Source organism: Vibrio scophthalmi (assembly GCF_040869025.1).
Taxonomy (GTDB): Bacteria; Pseudomonadota; Gammaproteobacteria; order Enterobacterales; family Vibrionaceae; genus Vibrio; species Vibrio scophthalmi.
Genome location: NZ_CP134271.1, coordinates 382,121 through 399,869, shown reverse-complemented (window position 1 = coordinate 399,869; position 17,749 = coordinate 382,121). Strand labels below are relative to the sequence as shown.

General features: G+C 44.7%; 18 protein-coding genes. 9 read left to right on the top strand and 9 right to left on the bottom strand.

The window, feature by feature from the left end; translation table 11 throughout:
• Positions 1 to 166: 166 nt before the first annotated feature.
• A complete protein-coding gene (msrB, locus tag RJD38_RS01720) occupies positions 167 to 586 on the top strand; it encodes a peptide-methionine (R)-S-oxide reductase MsrB (RefSeq protein WP_065545154.1) in 420 nt (139 codons plus the stop codon).
• Positions 587 to 667: 81 nt separating this feature from the next.
• Here msrB and RJD38_RS01715 read toward each other — a convergent pair whose 3' ends face one another.
• Positions 668 to 1,486 (bottom strand): DUF2989 domain-containing protein, encoded by an 819-nt coding sequence (locus tag RJD38_RS01715; RefSeq protein ID WP_065545155.1) that lies wholly within the window; start codon positions 1,484 to 1,486, stop codon positions 668 to 670.
• Between the two features lie 104 nt (positions 1,487 to 1,590).
• Here RJD38_RS01715 and RJD38_RS01710 point away from each other — a divergent pair, with 104 nt between their 5' ends.
• Positions 1,591 to 1,878 (top strand): YeaC family protein, encoded by a 288-nt coding sequence (locus RJD38_RS01710; RefSeq protein WP_005600171.1) that lies wholly within the window; start codon positions 1,591 to 1,593, stop codon positions 1,876 to 1,878.
• Positions 1,879 to 1,935: 57 nt separating this feature from the next.
• On the opposite strand, the gene RJD38_RS01705 is transcribed toward RJD38_RS01710, so the two are convergent.
• The 4 genes from RJD38_RS01705 to RJD38_RS01690 form a co-directional block, all read right to left on the bottom strand.
• Positions 1,936 to 2,439: a YchJ family protein gene (locus RJD38_RS01705; RefSeq protein ID WP_005600170.1), complete on the bottom strand. Its 504-nt coding sequence runs from the start codon at positions 2,437 to 2,439 to the stop codon at positions 1,936 to 1,938.
• A 65-nt stretch (positions 2,440 to 2,504) separates the two neighbouring features.
• The gene (locus tag RJD38_RS01700) at positions 2,505 to 3,722 is read right to left on the bottom strand and encodes an EAL and HDOD domain-containing protein (RefSeq protein WP_005600168.1); all 1,218 of its coding nucleotides are present in this window, start codon (positions 3,720 to 3,722) and stop codon (positions 2,505 to 2,507) included.
• A 75-nt stretch (positions 3,723 to 3,797) separates the two neighbouring features.
• Positions 3,798 to 4,538 carry a UDP-2,3-diacylglucosamine diphosphatase gene (gene lpxH, locus RJD38_RS01695; protein WP_005600166.1) on the bottom strand — a complete coding sequence of 247 codons (741 nt, stop codon included), beginning with the start codon at positions 4,536 to 4,538 and terminating at the stop codon, positions 3,798 to 3,800.
• Between the two features lie 51 nt (positions 4,539 to 4,589).
• The gene (locus RJD38_RS01690; RefSeq protein ID WP_005600165.1) at positions 4,590 to 5,084 is read right to left on the bottom strand and encodes a peptidylprolyl isomerase; all 495 of its coding nucleotides are present in this window, start codon (positions 5,082 to 5,084) and stop codon (positions 4,590 to 4,592) included.
• A gap of 203 nt (positions 5,085 to 5,287) precedes the next feature.
• Between RJD38_RS01690 and cysS the strand changes: the two genes are divergently transcribed.
• Together cysS and RJD38_RS01680 are read left to right on the top strand one after the other, a co-directional pair.
• Positions 5,288 to 6,670, top strand: coding sequence for a cysteine--tRNA ligase (gene cysS / locus RJD38_RS01685; RefSeq protein ID WP_065430673.1), 1,383 nt, complete (start codon positions 5,288 to 5,290; stop codon positions 6,668 to 6,670).
• A 101-nt stretch (positions 6,671 to 6,771) separates the two neighbouring features.
• Positions 6,772 to 7,350 carry a thymidine kinase gene (locus tag RJD38_RS01680; protein WP_005600161.1) on the top strand — a complete coding sequence of 193 codons (579 nt, stop codon included), beginning with the start codon at positions 6,772 to 6,774 and terminating at the stop codon, positions 7,348 to 7,350.
• A 69-nt stretch (positions 7,351 to 7,419) separates the two neighbouring features.
• On the opposite strand, the gene infA is transcribed toward RJD38_RS01680, so the two are convergent.
• The 3 genes from infA to aat form a co-directional block, all read right to left on the bottom strand.
• Positions 7,420 to 7,638 (bottom strand): translation initiation factor IF-1, encoded by a 219-nt coding sequence (infA, locus tag RJD38_RS01675; RefSeq protein WP_005600159.1) that lies wholly within the window; start codon positions 7,636 to 7,638, stop codon positions 7,420 to 7,422.
• A gap of 81 nt (positions 7,639 to 7,719) precedes the next feature.
• The gene (locus RJD38_RS01670) at positions 7,720 to 8,418 is read right to left on the bottom strand and encodes an arginyltransferase (protein ID WP_009384977.1); all 699 of its coding nucleotides are present in this window, start codon (positions 8,416 to 8,418) and stop codon (positions 7,720 to 7,722) included.
• Between the two features lies 1 nt (position 8,419).
• Complete coding sequence (gene aat, locus RJD38_RS01665; RefSeq protein ID WP_009384976.1) at positions 8,420 to 9,136, bottom strand: leucyl/phenylalanyl-tRNA--protein transferase; 717 nt, start codon at positions 9,134 to 9,136, stop codon at positions 8,420 to 8,422.
• 18 nt (positions 9,137 to 9,154) lie between these two features.
• Here aat and RJD38_RS01660 point away from each other — a divergent pair, with 18 nt between their 5' ends.
• A complete protein-coding gene (locus RJD38_RS01660) occupies positions 9,155 to 9,610 on the top strand; it encodes a glycine zipper 2TM domain-containing protein (RefSeq protein WP_040758065.1) in 456 nt (151 codons plus the stop codon).
• 153 nt (positions 9,611 to 9,763) lie between these two features.
• Positions 9,764 to 11,059 (top strand): 3-phosphoshikimate 1-carboxyvinyltransferase, encoded by a 1,296-nt coding sequence (aroA, locus tag RJD38_RS01655; RefSeq protein WP_005600151.1) that lies wholly within the window; start codon positions 9,764 to 9,766, stop codon positions 11,057 to 11,059.
• A gap of 277 nt (positions 11,060 to 11,336) precedes the next feature.
• Here aroA and RJD38_RS01650 read toward each other — a convergent pair whose 3' ends face one another.
• Positions 11,337 to 11,585, bottom strand: a complete 249-nt coding sequence (locus RJD38_RS01650) for a YciN family protein (protein ID WP_005600149.1) — start codon at positions 11,583 to 11,585, stop codon at positions 11,337 to 11,339.
• Between the two features lie 416 nt (positions 11,586 to 12,001).
• On the opposite strand from RJD38_RS01650, the gene topA reads away from it, so the two are divergent.
• The 3 genes from topA to glgA all read left to right on the top strand — a co-directional run bounded on the left by topA (position 12,002) and on the right by glgA (position 17,728).
• The gene (gene topA / locus RJD38_RS01645; RefSeq protein WP_065545156.1) at positions 12,002 to 14,623 is read left to right on the top strand and encodes a type I DNA topoisomerase; all 2,622 of its coding nucleotides are present in this window, start codon (positions 12,002 to 12,004) and stop codon (positions 14,621 to 14,623) included.
• Between the two features lie 440 nt (positions 14,624 to 15,063).
• A complete protein-coding gene (glgC, locus tag RJD38_RS01640) occupies positions 15,064 to 16,281 on the top strand; it encodes a glucose-1-phosphate adenylyltransferase (RefSeq protein WP_005600145.1) in 1,218 nt (405 codons plus the stop codon).
• Positions 16,271 to 17,728: a glycogen synthase GlgA gene (gene glgA, locus RJD38_RS01635; RefSeq protein ID WP_065545157.1), complete on the top strand. Its 1,458-nt coding sequence runs from the start codon at positions 16,271 to 16,273 to the stop codon at positions 17,726 to 17,728. The genes glgC and glgA overlap by 11 nt, the downstream gene beginning before the upstream one ends.
• The last annotated feature ends 21 nt before the right edge of the window (positions 17,729 to 17,749 follow it).

The window sequence follows — 17,749 nt, the reverse complement described above, 5'->3', positions numbered from 1 at the left end:
CTTTTTTCAGCTGCCAGTTGACATAAAATGGTCGCATGACTAAATCTTAGCCAGCTGTTGGACTACTCTATCACGGTGAGAAAGTATGTGCTACAAAAGGTCGATAAAGGTAAATTTTTAGCGATAATCTAGGTAAAATTAGATTAGTAAACAAAGGAGTAAGCGAATGAAAAGAGAAATTGAAAAGGTTTCAAAGCCAGATGAATACTGGCGCGATCGCTTGTCTGATGAGGAGTTTCGAGTTTGTCGAGAGCAGGGGACTGAAGCCCCTTTTAGTGGCAAGTTGTTACACAACCGAGAAAGTGGGGTTTATTCCTGTACGTGTTGCCAAGCGCCACTCTTTCAATCGGATAATAAGTTCGACTCAGGGTGTGGTTGGCCAAGTTTTGATGCCCCGATTGACGACCAAGCGATTCGTTATTTACAAGACTTGAGTCACGGAATGGTTCGTTCTGAGATCCGCTGCGCCCGTTGCGATAGCCATTTAGGTCACGTTTTTCCCGATGGTCCACCAACGACGGGTGAACGATTCTGTGTCAATTCTGTGTCGTTAATTTTCAACAATCAACAAAAAAGCGGTGAATAAATCACCGCTGTTTGTTTGAATCTTTCAGGTGGAACGATCAGTTAACTCGTTCCGTTAGCGTCGATCTCACTCATATTGTGCTCACTCATATTGTGGGATCATGCTGGTGGTATATTTGCCATCTTCAATCGCATTGTGCACCTTATCTGCAATATCACTCAGTTGCTGATATTTGTCTTCACTAAAGCCATACATTAACTGTCGATTATTGGCTGAGGCGGTTTTGACATCGAAGTGACTGGCGACGAGTGCCCATATATAAGCCAACTCTTTGCGGTTTTGCTGGAAGTTGATACTGGCCAGTGTTTTGATTGCATCAATATTGGGCTGTTTACCATCCGCTAATTCAAGTGAGCGGTTAAGTAAGTAGAGCGTCTTCTCAGCATCACGACTGGTATAGAAGGTAGCTAACGCATATTGCATTTCGGCACTCTCTAGTGCTTGTGTCCCTTCAAGTTGCAAAAATTGACGCTGTGCCTGTTCATCACCTTCTTGGCTCCAGAGGAAATAGAGCGCTTGAGGCGAGGTTGATTGCTTTAACTCGTTAATTAAGCGAACTTGATCATCCGTGACATGCATCTGTGAGGTAAAGCGTTTTTCTTTGCGGTTATTTTGATCCATCGGCTGAATTTGTGCAGCTAACGTCAAACACTTTTTATAGTCAGCCAAGAAATGATACTCGCGAATTTTGTTGATATCCGAGGGATCTTTCAGCACTTCGAAGCGATGCCAAACTAAGTCTGTGCGTGGTACACGACATTGTCCATCATCCATATTGAGTAGTTCACAGCGGAGTGCAGGGTTTTCTGCACAAAGTTGCTCGGTATTTTTTCGTCCTTCAAAACATCCGCTGAGGAGAAAACCTAAGCCAATGGTGGTTGCCAACTTGAGTCTATTCATAATTTCAATGCTTGTGATCAGATACGCTTATTCTGGGTTCTTGTCTTGACTCATATAGCGAGCCAGTTATGTTTTGCTCATAACGATGATAAGAAGGATAACTCATGGACGCAGAGCAGTTAGTCAATGCCATAACGCCTGATGCTTACCAACGCTTACTTTTTGCCGTTGAGACAGGCAAGTGGCCAGAAGGAACCGTACTTTCTCAACAACAACGTGATTCGTGTATGCAAGCCGTCATGCTCTATCAAGCTAAGCACAATGAAGAAGCTCAGCATATGACGGTTGCTCAGGGAGGCGAAATTAGCTTTAAATCCAAAACGGAGCTGAAAAAGCAATTTCAGAAACAACAATCCGATATTGTTCGTGTTAACCCAAATGACAGTGAATAACGTCAAGTTGTCGATAATAAAAAGGTAGATGCACAATCATCTACCTTTTTTGTTTAATTATCCGCAGCACTTCTTAAATTTTTTACCGCTGCCACAAATGCATGGGTCATTTCGCCCCACTTTGAGACTTTTGATTGGTTGTGACAATCTTTCATCTTGTGGCTCGGCAGCTTGTTCGGCATATTCCCCATCAATGTAGTACCAAAGATCGTTTTCACGTACAAAGCGTGAACGTTCCTCAAGGCAAAACTCGTCGTCTTCTTGTTCAAAATAAGCTTGGAATGTAACAAAACCTTCGTCGCTGTTTTGACCATCTTCACTTCCAAGTACATCGAGTGAGAGCCAGTTGCTGTTTACTGAGTCTGCGATGGCGTCACGTTGTGCTTCGGCTTCGCAACTTGGGTGATAGGTTGCTACGACAAAATCGACCAAACCTTTTACGTGTGCACTGTAACGAGCACGCATCAGTTGCTCTGGCGTTTTAGCTTGGTGATGATCAAGGTGAACAGGTTGGCAGCACTGTTCGTAATTCGTTGGGTTACCGCAAGGACAATGACTCATACGAGTACCATTAGTTAAGCTGAAATTGGCGCTAGTGTATTGAGCCACTCGCTGAGAGTAAAGCGCTACTGCACTTCAACCAGTTCTGCTGTCCAGCGTATTGATTCTTGATAAGCTTTGGCAACGGCTTGGTCACTGAGTTTGAGTTTAAAACTAATGCTGGCGGCTTTATCCCAATGTGCTTTTTCGTAAGCGCTGACCAACATCAATAGCCCGCCTAACACGCCGCGTTTTTCGATCAGAGCTTGAAAGATCGCATCGTCGATCGGCACATCATTGAGAATGTCTTCTAAAGGGCGATCGAGCAATGAATCGAGCAGTGAAAACATGCCGGTTAAAAACGCATGGCTCTTCTTAGGTGTCTTACTCAACCGCATTTGCTGGCTTAACAGTTGACAGAATTTCGCGCGCTGAATTGACAAGGTATAAAGATGATCCGGTTTACCTTCTTGCGTGGCTGAAAGGGCGACGAGAGAGATAAATTTGCGCAGTCGGTCTTCACCGAGGTAAATCAGTGCTTGTTTGAAGGAGTGGATCTTGTTGCTGACCATGGCCGACGCGTTGACGTAGCGCAGCAATTTGTACGATAAGGTGACGTCTTTGGAAACCAAATGCTCCAACACTTTGAAATCCAGCTGATCTTGAGATATTTCAGTGATCAGTTCAATCACCGTCATAAACGATGGCTCTAAAGCTTTCTTTTGTACCATTTCAGGCTTGGCAAAAAAGTAACCTTGAAAGTAAACAAAGCCCGCCTGTAGTGCTTGTTGGTATTCTTGGTGTGTTTCAATTTTTTCAGCGAGAAATTCGATGTTGTACTTATTCAAGCTATCAATATAGATCTTGGCTTTTTCAATCGGTACGACATGGATATCGAATTTAATGATTGAGATGTAAGGCAGAAACTCGCGCCATTCTTTATTGGGAATAAAGTCATCCAACGCTAGGGTATAGCCTTGTTGATGTAGCGAACGTACAGCCGCCAACAACTCTGGTGTTGGCTGGCAATCTTCAAGGATTTCAATCACCATATTCTCGGCGGAGAACAGGCTAGGTAGCTGCTTGATCAAACTGGCATAGGGAAAATTGATAAAGCCGAGTTTGTCACCCAAGGTTTCACTTTGGGTGGTCAGCATATGATCAGACAATAAACGACTGGTCGCCAGTTCGGGATCGATATTGGGGAAAGTGTTGCTTGGACCATCTCGGAACAATAGCTCGTAACCGATGGTTTGTTTTTCCCGGTTCAATATCGGTTGGCGTGCAAAATAAGAATACTTCAAGAGAGACATCAACCTAATTTCTATTTCAGGGCGATGATAGGGATACCGTGAAGTTTTGCTTTGAACTAGTTCAAACTAACACTCATTGCTGTGCAAAGGGCGCGTTTCTAATGTCAAATTTTCCGTGTCACAGCACAAAATGGAGCCCTGGTCATACCAGTCACCCAGTACAATACGGGTCATCGATTGGTTATTGCTGCTCGTAAAGTGATGGGTATTTGGGCGATGGGTGTGGCCGTGAATCATCAAATCGACACCATGTGCGATCATGACATCTTCCACTTCGCTTTGCGTAACATCCATGATAGTCAGTGATTTTGACTTCTTGGTATCACGTGCGCCTTGCTGAATTTTACCAACGATTTTTCGTTTAAGCGTCATTGGTAAGCGATTGAATACCCATTGCAGCCAAGGTTGATTCACTTTGGCACGAAATGCCAAGTATTGGGTATCTTCGGTACAGAGTGTATCACCGTGTAAGATCACTGCTTTGCGCCCATACAGGTCGATCACCGTTTCATCACCCAGTAACGTAACGCCCGTTTGCTTGGCAAAGCGCTGACCGACAAGAAAGTCACGATTACCTTTGACAAAAAAGCAAGGCACGCCGTGATTGGTGAGTTGTTTGAATTCAGCGCGAATTTGCTGAGCAAACTCACTGCGGTCATCATCACCTATCCAGAAATCAAACAGATCACCCAACACATACAGCGCATCAGCATGAATGGCTTCGTTACGCATAAACTGGGTAAAACAGTGATTGATCTCGGTCGTGTTTGGCGAGAGGTGCAGATCGGAGATAAAGAGAGTAGTCATGATACCTGTAGAGCTAAATAAAAAGGGCGCCAAAGCGCCCTTTATTGACGATTATGCTTCGATAGTCGTGCCAGTGATAACCACGTCTTCTAGTGGTACATCTTGGTGCATACCGTAAGAGCCAGTGCTCACACCTTTGATTTGGTCTACTACGTCCATGCCTTCAACTACTTCAGCAAATACACAGTAACCCCAACCGTCTAGGCTTTCGCTACGGAAATCTAGGAAGGTGTTGTTGCTCACGTTGATGAAGAACTGAGAGCTTGCTGAATGCGGTTCCATAGTACGAGCCATTGCTAGCGTACCTACTTTGTTGCTTAGGCCGTTGTTAGCTTCGTTTTTGATTGTTGCACGAGTCGCCTTTTCACGTAGGCCAGACTCCATGCCACCACCTTGAATCATGAAACCATCGATAACACGGTGGAATAGTGTGTTGTCGTAAAAACCATCACGGCAGTACTGTAGGAAGTTTGCGCTTGTTTCTGGAGCGTTCTCAGTGTCTAGCTTAACTTTGATGTCACCAAAATTAGTGTGAAGGGTGATCATGATTGTATCCTTAACCGATGTTTTTTGATTTGAGCTGAAGATTCTATCTTAACTTTTCAGACATTAATACGTGAAAAGAAGGGGTTCACACATCAGTATAGGCGCTAATGATGGCTTTTTAACCGTTTGAGGGATTACCTAATCAAGTGTGAATTGATATACTGAACCACTATTTTGTTTCACCCAGATAAAGCATAGAGATCATGTTAAAAATATATAACACACTCACAAGACAGAAAGAGGAATTCAAACCAATCAATGCTGGCAAAATCGGCATGTATGTCTGTGGGGTAACCATTTACGATCTCTGTCATATCGGTCATGGCCGCACGTTCGTTTCATTTGACGTGGTTTCACGCTACTTGCGTTACCTTGGTTACGATTTGACTTTCGTTCGTAATATCACGGATATCGATGACAAGATCATCAAGCGCGCAAATGAAAATGGCGAAAGCTGTGAGTCACTGACTGAGCGTTTAATTGGTGAAATGCACGCAGACTTTGATGCGCTGAATATGAAGCGTCCAGATGTCGAGCCGCGTGCAACAGAATTTATTCCAGAAATTATTGCATTGGTTGAGAAACTGATCGAACGCGGTTTTGCTTATGTGGCAAGTAACGGCGACGTGATGTTTGAAGTGAGCAAGTTCGATGAGTACGGCAAACTGTCTAAGCAAGATCTTGATCAACTGCAAGCTGGTGCGCGTGTTGATATCGAATCAGCTAAACGTAGCCCGCTAGACTTCGTGCTATGGAAAATGTCTAAGCCAGGTGAGCCTACATGGGAATCACCATGGGGCGCAGGTCGTCCGGGTTGGCATATCGAATGTTCAGCAATGAACTCGGCGATTCTAGGTAACCATTTCGACATTCACGGTGGTGGCTCTGATCTACAATTCCCACACCACGAAAATGAAATCGCTCAATCGTGCTGCGCGCATAACACCCAGTATGTGAATACTTGGATGCACAGCGGTATGGTGATGGTTGATAAAGAGAAAATGTCTAAATCGCTAGGCAACTTCTTCACTATTCGTGATGTGCTTGGTCATTACGACGCTGAAACCGTGCGTTACTTCTTGATGTCAGGTCACTACCGTAGCCAACTAAACTACAGCGAAGAAAACCTCAATCAAGCACGCGCTTCACTTGAGCGTCTATACACCTCATTACGTGGTCTCGATTTGTCAGTTGAAGCGGCGGGTGGTGATGAGTACCAAACACGCTTTAATGACGCGATGAACGATGACTTCAATACACCAGAAGCTTACTCAGTACTGTTTGATATGGCGCGTGAAATCAACCGTCTTAAAGCAGAAAACATTGAGCAAGCAAGTGCTCTAGGCGTTGTTATGCGCCAAATGGCGGAAGTGATTGGTATTCTCCATCAAGATGCAGAAGCTTTCCTAAAAGGTGATGCGGGTAACGATGATGAAGTGGCTGAAATTGAAGCATTGATCAAGCTACGTAACGACTCACGCGCATCGAAAGATTGGGCTAACGCGGATTTAGCGCGTGATAAGCTTAACGAGATGGGTATTGAGTTGGAAGATGGCGCAGAGGGCACAACCTGGCGTCGTAAATAATATCCACATCAATTAAGTTAGTGGATGTATAAATAATTTTAAGGGGCTGAGTCGTCAGCCCTTTTTTCTATCCGATTTGTCTATTCTATAGGATATTTTTCGTGGCTCAGATGTACTTCTATTACTCGGCAATGAATGCGGGTAAATCTACGACGCTTCTTCAATCTTCATTTAATTACCAAGAGCGTGGCATGAACCCAGTGATTTTCACTGCGGCATTAGATGATCGTTACGGTATTGGTAAGGTGAGTTCGCGCATTGGTTTGCAGTCAGATGCTTTTTTATTCAAACCAGAAACGGATTTGTTTAAGGCGATTGAAACGCTTAATAGCGAAGAAAAACGTCACTGTATTTTGATTGATGAATGTCAGTTCTTATCGAAAGAGCAGGTATATCAGCTAACGGAAGTGGTCGATAAACTGCATATTCCTGTTTTATGCTACGGCCTTCGTACTGATTTTCTGGGTGAGTTATTTGAAGGTAGTAAGTATCTACTATCGTGGGCAGATAAGCTGGTAGAGCTTAAAACTATTTGTCATTGTGGTCGTAAAGCAAACATGGTGATTCGTACGGATGAGCATGGCAATGCGATTGCTCAAGGTGATCAAGTGGCGATTGGTGGTAATGACCGTTATGTTTCGGTTTGCCGTCAGCACTATAAAGAAGCACTAGGTCAGTAAGATCTTTTCGACAAAAACAAAAAACGGAGCCACTGGCTCCGTTTTTTGTTGTATTCGTAAATCTAAAGATTAACGAGCACGGAAGACGATGCGGCCTTTAGATAGGTCGTATGGAGTCATCTCTACAGTTACTTTGTCACCAGTAAGAATACGGATGTAGTTCTTACGCATTTTACCAGAGATGTGAGCAGTAACTACGTGACCGTTTTCTAACTCAACACGGAACATTGTGTTTGGAAGAGTATCAAGGACTGTACCTTGCAACTCAATTACGTCTTCTTTAGCCATTTATTCCTCTTTTTCAAATGGACAATTTCAACCGGCTTAGTCGTACCGATAAAAATGAATTAAGTAAAGTTGGGGCGTATTCTACCCCTGCCAAGTCTGATTTACTAGCCTTTGATGAGGTTGAAAGCGGACTTTGTAATTCATGGCCGGGCATTCATCGATTTGATACCCCAGATAAAGCCACTGTTTTCCTTGGTTACGACAATAATCAATTTGCAATAATACTCCCAAAGTACCCAGTGAAATTTCGCAGTGTGGGTCAAAAAAAGTATAGAACGCGCTGGCGCTGTTACTGAGAATGTCGGTCACTGCAATGCCAATCAACCGACCATTATCATAGATGTGTAGATACTGAGTGTTCAGCCAAGTGCAATGAGAGAACTGAGCGAAGCTATCACGATTCGCTGGATACATACTGCCGTTACGATGACGAACTTCAATGTATCGGTTGTAGAGTTCGAACCACTCATTGTCCAGTTCTTCTTTCAATTGATAAGTGATGGTTTTGGCTTTCGCTAAAAGCCGCTTTTGGCTGCGCGATGGTTCAAAATTCGGTACTGAGATACGAATGGGTTGGCAGGCTGAGCATAATTCACAGTGCGGTTTATAAATGGTATCGCCGCTGCGACGAAATCCATTTGCGAGTAAAACTTCGTAGTTCGATGAACTATGCAATGCCGGTTCTAGTGCCACCGCAACGCGCTCCTGTCGATTAGGCAGGTAGCTACATGGGTGGTTATCGGTCAGACCAATACGAATTTGCTGCAAGTCAGAACTCATCTCATATCTCAGCGGGTAAATGAAGCCATTGTGGTTGAAAGCAATGCTCGTCAAGAGCTTGATATCTTAAGGATAGCAGGCTTTGAATAAAGCTTTCGCGTTCTAATTCAAATGCACCTAAAGATTGAGTGTGCTCGTTCAAAACTTGGCAATCAATTAATTGCCCCCCGTGTTGGTAGAAATGGGAGCAGAAATACCACAAGGCAATTTTTGATGCATTGCTCTCGAGGCTAAACATCGATTCGCCACAAAATAGCTGGCCAATAGAAAGGCCATACAAGCCCCCAATCAAACGGTTCTCTTGCCATACTTCGACAGAGTGGCATCGGCCTTGTTGTGCTAATTGCTTATAGGCTCGACGCATATCTTCATTGAGCCAAGTCTCTTCAGCGCTTCTCATTGCCGCGCATTGGTCTATCACTTGCTCTGTCGCATGGTTGATACTGACGCGATATTGATGCTTACGCTGAAATTTTTTTAAACTTTTCGAGGGTTTAAAAATATCAGGCTTGAACACCGCTCGTGGGGAAGGGCTCCACCATAAAATCGGCTCATCCGGGCCATACCATGGAAAGATACCATTGTGGTAAGCTGTTAATAAGCGAGCGGCCGACAGATCACCGCCAAAAGCCAATAAGCCGTTGGGATCATCCAATGCGTCAAATGGCGACGGGAAGCTCAAGTCGTTAGGGTCGAGTTCTGTCAGATAAATAGCCATCAAGAGGTGTTCAGTATGATGAAGAAGTGGGTATGGATATTATTGATTTTTCCTCTGTTTGCCAATGCCGCATATCAAAGGAATGTGGCTCGTCCGGTGAATGAGGTTGTTTTCGGTAAAATAGATTCCGTCCGCTATATCACTCAACAAGAGATTGTCGAGTCAAAAGGTAACGGGTGGGAAACATTGTTAGGTGCCGTGGTCGGCGGGCTGGTCGGTAACCAATTTGGTGGCGGTTCAGGCAAAGAAGTCGCGACGGCTGTGGGGGCGGTCGCTGGGGCGAGTGTGGCGCGTAACCGTGCAAATCAAAGCTACAGCATCGAATATCGTTTGGTGGAATTGCTTATTTTGACCGACGATAAACGGCTGATTAACGTGATTCAAGATGTCGATAGTTCAATGATTTTTCAACGTAACGACCCAGTTAGGATTCTCTACTTCAATGATGGTGTCAGAGTGGATAAAGAGTACTAATTAATTGAACGTGAGCGGCATAAACGGATGATTTTTCCTGCCGTTAAAACGGGATTTACTCTGGTTTTAACGGCGGTTTTTCGTTAGTCTGCCAGTACGAAGAATTTTTCATCACCCTAAGGATGCTGGGTGAGCAAGGAATAGTAGTCTCAAATGGAAAGCCTTACATTACAACCAATCAATAAAGTCGATGGTGAGGTCAACTTACCAGGTTCTAAAAGTGTTTCAAATCGCGCTTTACTGCTGGCGGCTCTTGCGCAAGGAACCACACGTTTAACGAATTTGCTAGATAGCGATGATATTCGCCACATGCTCAATGCGTTAACTTCGTTAGGGGTTAACTATCGTTTATCCGATGATAAAACGGTGTGTGAAGTCGATGGCCTTGGCGGTGCGTTTACAGGGACAGGGGATAATGCTGCCCAAGCGTTAGAGCTTTTCTTAGGCAATGCCGGTACAGCGATGCGCCCACTCGCGGCCGCTCTTTGTTTGGGCTCTGGTGAGTATGTACTGACTGGCGAACCACGCATGAAAGAGCGTCCAATCGGCCACTTAGTCGATGCGTTGCGCCAAGCGGGCGCTGAAATTAGCTATCTTGAGAACGAAAATTACCCACCCATCAAGATTGTTGGCTGCGGTTTAAACGGTGGCAGCGTTGAAATTGATGGTTCAATTTCAAGCCAGTTTCTCACTGCGTTTTTGATGTCAGCACCACTGGCCAAAGACGATGTTGTTATCAACATTGTCGGTGATTTGGTGTCGAAACCTTATATCGATATTACCTTGCATATCATGGCTCAGTTTGGTGTTGAAGTTGAAAACCGCAATTATCAACAATTCGCCATTAAAGCGGGTCAGCAATACGTTTCTCCAGGTGACTTTTTAGTCGAAGGTGATGCTTCTTCTGCGTCATATTTCCTCGCAGCAGCGGCGATCAAAGGGGGGGCGATCAAAGTAACCGGCATTGGTAAAAACAGCATTCAAGGCGATATTCAATTTGCAGACGCGTTAGAAAAAATGGGCGCTGAAATTGAATGGGGTGAGGATTATGTGATTTCACGTGTCGGTAAGCTTACTGCCGTGGATATGGACTTTAACCACATCCCTGATGCGGCGATGACCATTGCAACGACTGCTCTGTTTGCTCAAGGTACGACAGCAATTCGCAATGTCTACAACTGGCGCGTAAAAGAGACCGATCGTCTGGCTGCGATGGCGACAGAACTACGCAAAGTGGGGGCTGTTGTGGAAGAGGGTGAGGATTACATCATTGTTACGCCGCCAGAGGCTCTGACACACGCTGCGATTGATACTTATGATGATCATCGCATGGCGATGTGTTTTTCACTAGTTGCGCTGAGCGACACGCCTGTGACGATTAATGATCCCAAGTGTACCTCGAAGACCTTCCCTGATTATTTCGATAAATTGGCGGGTTTGAGCTGCTAAGCTAAGCGAGAACACTGGATTTAGAGCTTGGTTTCGACAATAAAGAAAAATAGAGGTTTCCTACTCGTGCTAACGTACACTATGGAATGACTTAGTTAAGGAATGACCTAGCTAAATAGTGGGTAAAAGGTCAGTTTGTCATTCTCGAGAGGGAGGTACGACCGAGTCGGGAATCTCAAAATAACAAAGGCTGACACCGTGTCAGCCTTTTCTGTTACTCGAAGCAAAAGCGCATGTTACGCTTTCGATTCTCGATTCTCGATTCTCGATCAACTGACTATTTTTCTAACGTAAACTCTTTTGACAGATGATGTGCAAGGTATTTGAACATGTTGAATACCGCAGTCGTGTTTGCGGTTGGGATACCATTATCATCTAAGAAATAGTTGCCTTTAAAGACCAAAACTTCTTCTTTTTCTTCTACGCTATCAGCACGCATCCCTTCGATATAATCATCGTGGGCTTGAATAATTTGGTTAGCGATCAGCAGGAGATCAAATTGGGAGATGGTTTTCTTTTCGCTCATCACGATTACCTTTAAATAGAGGGTTTGACGGGATATGGCAGGGATTGTACGTGCAGTTAATGGCATTTTCCAATGACCTATAACAATTTTAGCCATGGTGCTGAGTGGAAATGTTTTGTGACGGGCTACATAAATCTGCTTACTTTGTTGGCGGAGATATAAACCACACGTTTAGTATGTGGCACTTCATAAGGTAAGGCATTGATTGCGTAACCGAACTAACCATTGAATTGGTTTTATAAACACACTTAACGTCTTGAGTGAGATCGCGCATTTGTCGAGCAGTCAAAAGTGATTTTAAAAAAAGATATTGATCTTCTGGTCATCTCGCTCGATAGTAAAAAAAGAAGCAATATTTTAAGTATGTTGTGCGATAAGCTCGCGTCATCAGTCACTAAAGGACACTAGAGTCAGTTATGGGTAAGTCACTCGTTATTGTGGAATCGCCTGCTAAGGCTAAAACCATCAATAAATATCTCGGTAAGGACTTCATCGTAAAGTCTAGTGTGGGTCACGTACGTGATCTACCTACTGCGGGACAAAGCACCGGCCAAAAAGCAGCGGCGGTATCGACCAAAGGTTTAAGCCCGGAAGAGAAAGCTCGTGTGAAGCACGAGAAAGATCGTAAATCGCTGATCAAAAAAATGGGTATTGATCCATTTAATGGCTGGGAAGCGAATTACCAAGTCTTACCGGGTAAAGAGAAAGTAGTCGCTGAGCTACAGAAACTCGCCAAAGACGCAGATTGCGTTTATCTCGCAACCGATTTGGACCGCGAAGGAGAAGCTATCGCATGGCACCTTCGTGAGATCATCGGTGGCGATGAAGAGCGATACAAACGTGTAGTGTTTAACGAAATTACCAAAAATGCTATCCAACAAGCGTTCGAAAAACCGGGCGAACTTAGTATGGATGGCGTTAATGCCCAGCAAGCACGTCGTTTTATGGACCGTGTTGTAGGCTTTATGGTCTCCCCACTGTTGTGGAAAAAAGTGGCTCGTGGCCTGTCGGCTGGTCGTGTTCAGTCTGTGGCGGTGAAGCTATTGGTTGAGCGTGAGCGCGAAATCAAAGCGTTTATCCCTGAAGAGTTCTGGGATATCCACGCCAATACTCAAACGCAGAACAAAACAGACTTCCGTCTACAAGTGGCGCAGAAAGATGGTGTGGTATTCAAACCAACCAATCAAGCGGACACCATGGCAGCGGTTTCTGTGCTTGAAAATGCGGCTTTTGAAGTGTGTAAACGTGAAGACCGCCCTACGTCAAGTAAGCCGTCTGCACCCTTTATCACCTCAACACTGCAACAAGCAGCAAGTACTCGTCTAGGCTACGGCGTTAAAAAGACCATGATGCTGGCTCAGCGCTTGTATGAGGCGGGTTACATCACTTATATGCGTACTGACTCAACTAACTTGAGTTCAGAGGCTGTAGAGACGCTACGCGAGTATATTGGTTCAGAGTACGGTGAGGCTTACCTGCCAGCGAGTAAACTGGTTTACGGTAGCAAAGAGGGCGCTCAAGAAGCGCACGAAGCGATCCGTCCATCAGATGTAACGGTGAAAACTGAAGATCTTGTGTCTATGGAAGCAGACGCACACAAACTGTATAACCTGATTTGGAACCAGTTTGTTGCCTGTCAAATGACGCCAGCGCAATACGATTCAACCACTGTGAGCGTCAAAGCGGCAGAGTACACACTGAAAGCGAAAGGTCGTATCCTTAAGTTTGATGGTTGGACTCGCGTACAACGTCCAATGGGCAAGAATGAAGACCAAATTCTACCTGCGGTTCAAGTGGGTGATAAAATTGACTTGGTTGATCTTGAACCGAAGCAGCACTTTACTAAGCCACCAGCACGCTTTACTGAAGCGGCATTAGTTAAAGAGCTTGAAAAACGTGGTATTGGTCGACCTTCAACGTACGCATCGATCATCTCGACGATTCAAGATCGTGGCTATGTGAAAGTCGAGCAGCGTCGTTTCTACGCTGAGAAGATGGGTGAGATCGTAACCGACCGTCTTGATGGTAGTTTCCATGAGTTGATGAACTACGAGTTCACCTCAAAAATGGAACAGAAGCTTGACCAAGTTGCAGTCGGTGATGCCAACTGGAAGTCGGTGCTGGATAACTTCTTTACTGATTTTACCGGTGACCTTGAGAAAGCGGAACTGGATGAAGATGTGGGTGGCATGAAGCCTAACCATATCGTTTACACCGATATTGAGTGTCCAACCTGTTCACGCGAGATGGGTATTCGTACTGCGTCTACAGGCGTGTTCTTGGGTTGTTCTGGTTATGCATTGCCGCCAAAAGAGCGTTGCAAGACCACCATCAACTTGGGTGACGAAGAAGGCATTATTAACGTACTTGAAGAAGACGTTGAAACGGCAGCACTGCGTGCGAAGAAACGTTGTCCAATCTGTGAAACAGCAATGGACGCTTATCTGATTGATGATAAGCGTAAGCTTCATGTTTGTGGTAATAACCCGAACTGTGAAGGCTACGTTGTTGAGTTTGGTGAATACAAAGTTAAAGGCTATGAAGGCCCACTGGTTGAATGTGACAAGTGTGGCAGCGACATGGTGCTTAAGAACGGTCGTTTTGGCAAATACATGGACTGTACTAGCGAGACATGTAAGAACACGCGTAAGATCCTGAAAAATGGTGAAGTGGCACCGCCAAAAGAAGACCCAGTACACCTACCTGAACTTCCATGTGAAAATTCAGAGGCATACTTTGTTCTACGTGATGGCGCGTCAGGCTTGTTCCTAGCGGCGAGTACTTTCCCTAAATCGCGTGAAACACGTGCGCCTTTGGTGGAAGAGTTGAAACGCTTTAAAGATCGTATCTCAGCTAAGTTCCACTACCTAGCGGACGCGCCAGAGAAAGATCCAGATGGCCTGCCAATGGTTGTTCGCTTTAGTCGTAAGTCTAAAGAGAACTATGTACGCTCTGAAGTAGATGGTAAACCGTCAGGCTACACTGCACTTTTCGTTGATGGGAAGTGGGAAATTACCGATAAGCGTAAGAAAAAGTAATCATTAGATTGAATTGAAAAAGCAGCGAGTAATCGCTGCTTTTTTTATGCCTGTCATATTAATTTGTTAACACAGTGTGTGAGGAAAGAGTGTGGTTTTTCGGCTGATAACCCAAAGCGAGATGGTTATTGTTAAATTGCTCAGTAGCCTGCGAGGCAAATCACATTCTTGTTTTCAAGATGTTAATTGTTTTGATAAATGTTACCAAATGTGTGAGCTAGGTCAGGTGGTGATTAAGTAACCTGTGAGCATTTGCCGGTATAGCGTATTTAAAATTGTAATCTTTGTCAGATACGATAATTTATAACCAATAACTTGCACATCAATAAGGGGGAGCGACACCGCGTAACACCGAACGAATTTTTATAGCTGCTCAAACTAGGGAATAAAGGTGCCAAGATTAGGCATCGAACGATAAAAAATAATATGGAGAATAACGAATGGCTGGTGTATTAGGAATGATCCTTGCTGGTGGTGAGGGCTCAAGACTGCGTCCTTTAACTGAGTCTCGGAGTAAACCTTCGGTTCCTTTCGGTGGTAGTTACCGCCTTATTGATTTCGCGCTGAACAATTTTATCAATGCTGATCTTATGCGCATTTATGTGTTAACTCAGTTCAAATCTCAATCGTTGTTTCACCACTTAAAAAAAGGATGGAATATTAACGGCATCACTGACCGTTTTATCGATCCTATCCCTGCGCAAATGCGTACGGGGAAACGTTGGTATGAAGGCACGGCAGATGCTATCTACCAAAACTTACGCTTTATGGAACTGGCAGAACCTGAACAAGTGTGTATTTTTGGTTCTGATCATATCTACAAAATGGACATCAAGCAGATGCTTGATTTCCACCAAAAGAAAGAAGCGGCACTGACGGTTTCTGCACTGCGTATGCCACTCGATCAAGCCTCACAATTTGGGGTAATTGAAGTGGATACGGAAGGGCGTATGGTCGGTTTTGAAGAAAAACCGCAAAATCCTAAGTCAATTCCTGGGGATCCTGGCTTTGCACTGGTTTCGATGGGTAACTACGTCTTTGAAGCAGCAACGCTGTTCGCTGAATTGATTGAAGATGCGGACAATCCTGATTCGTCACACGACTTTGGCAAAGACATCATTCCAAAGATGTTCCCGCGTGGCGATGTGTTCGTTTACGATTTCAGCACTAACCAAATTACTGGTGAAAAAGAAGAAGTGTACTGGCGTGATGTTGGTACCATCCATGCGTACTGGGAAGCACACATGGATTTGTTGCACAAAGATGCCCCATTCTCGCTGTATAACCGTAAGTGGCCGCTGCACACGTACTATCCGCCATTACCACCTGCCACATTTACTGACTGTGATAATGGTCGTGTACAAATCATCGATAGTTTGGTTTGTAATGGCAGTTTGGTGCGTGGTTCAAGAATAGAAAAATCAGTGTTGGGTTTCCGCAGCAATATCGCGTCTGCGTGTGACATCAGTGAAAGTATTCTACTTGGTGATGTCAAAATCGGTGAAGGTTGTGTGTTACGCCGTGTGATCATTGATAAAGATGTGGATATTGCACCGGGTACACAAGTGGGCGTGAATCTAAAAGAAGACCGTAAGCACTTCCATGTCTCGGACGAAGGCATTGTGGTGATCCCGAAAGGAGTCAAAGTTGGCTACTAAGCAATTGTCGATTCTCTTTGTTGCATCAGAAATTGATGGTTTGATCAAAAGCGGTGGCTTGGCGGATGTCGCCAAGGCACTGCCTGAAGCTTTGCGTTCAATGGGGCAAGATGTGCGAGTTGCGATACCGGCGTATCGCAAAATCGCCGATGTCGACCAAGCGCCAATTTTATTGGAAACGCAGTTAGAACATTGGCCTCATACACCTTATAAAGTGCGCCAGTTGTCGGTTGGTGAAACTCCCGTCTATGCCATCGAGTGCGATCAGTATTTTAGTCGTGATGAAATGTACTCAGAGTACAACCAAGCCTATCCAGATAACGGTGAGCGTTTTGCCTTTTTTAGTGCCGCGAGTTTGGATATGCTGGCCAAGCTCGGTTTTCAACCAGATATCGTGCACGCCAATGACTGGCATACTGGCTTTGTGCCATATTTGCTCAAACATCGTTATGCTGAATGCCCATACTTTGCCAATACTAAGAGCATTATTTCAATTCATAATGCGGTATTTAAAGGTGTGTTCAGTTATGAAGAAGTCCATTCTTTACCTGAGATGCAAGTGCATTACGCTCCTGATGCTGCGGTGAGCAATAGTCATATTACGATGCTGAAAGCTGGGGTGATGACGGCAGATAAAATCAATGCTGTCAGTCCGACCTATGCGCAAGAGCTACAAACGGAACTTGGCAGCCATGGCATGGCCAAGGAGTTTCAAGCGCGTTCTGCCGACTTGGTGGGGATCCTAAATGGTTGTGATTACAGTGCATGGAGTCCGGAGACGGATCATTATTTGCCGGTGAATTTCAAAGCCAACAAGCAGAGCATGTTGAAAGGCAAAAAAGCGAGTAAAAACGCGCTTCAGCAACGTGTTGGTTTGCCTGAAAATGACATCGCGATGTATGGCATGGTTTGTCGTTTGACCAATCAGAAAGGGGTGCAATATTTGATCCCGATTCTTGAGCGATTTTTGAAACTTGACGTGCAGGTTGTGATTGTCGGTACGGGTGATCCTAAACTCGCTTATCAACTCAAAGCGATTGCAGAACGCTACAGTGAAAAGTTCGCCTTTGTTGAAGCGTACGACAATGAGTTGGCTCACTGGGTTGAAGCTGGGGCAGATTTCTTCTTGATGCCTTCTGAGTTTGAACCTTGTGGACTAAATCAGATCTACAGCATGGCTTACGGTACGTTGCCGATTGTGCGTGCAGTAGGGGGCTTGAAAGATAGCGTGATTGACTACGATAGTGCACCAGAGCAAGCGACGGGTTTCGTTTTTGAACAACCAGAACCGTTGGAATTGCTGAGCATCATGCAACGTTCATTGCTGCTGTACACGCAAAACCCAGCAGAGATGAGACGAGTGCAGCTGTATGCGATGGAGCAAAAATTTTGTTGGAAACAAGCTGCGGATGAATATCTGTCGCTCTATCACGCAGCGTTAAGCTAAGTAAAACCAAACGAAAGGATG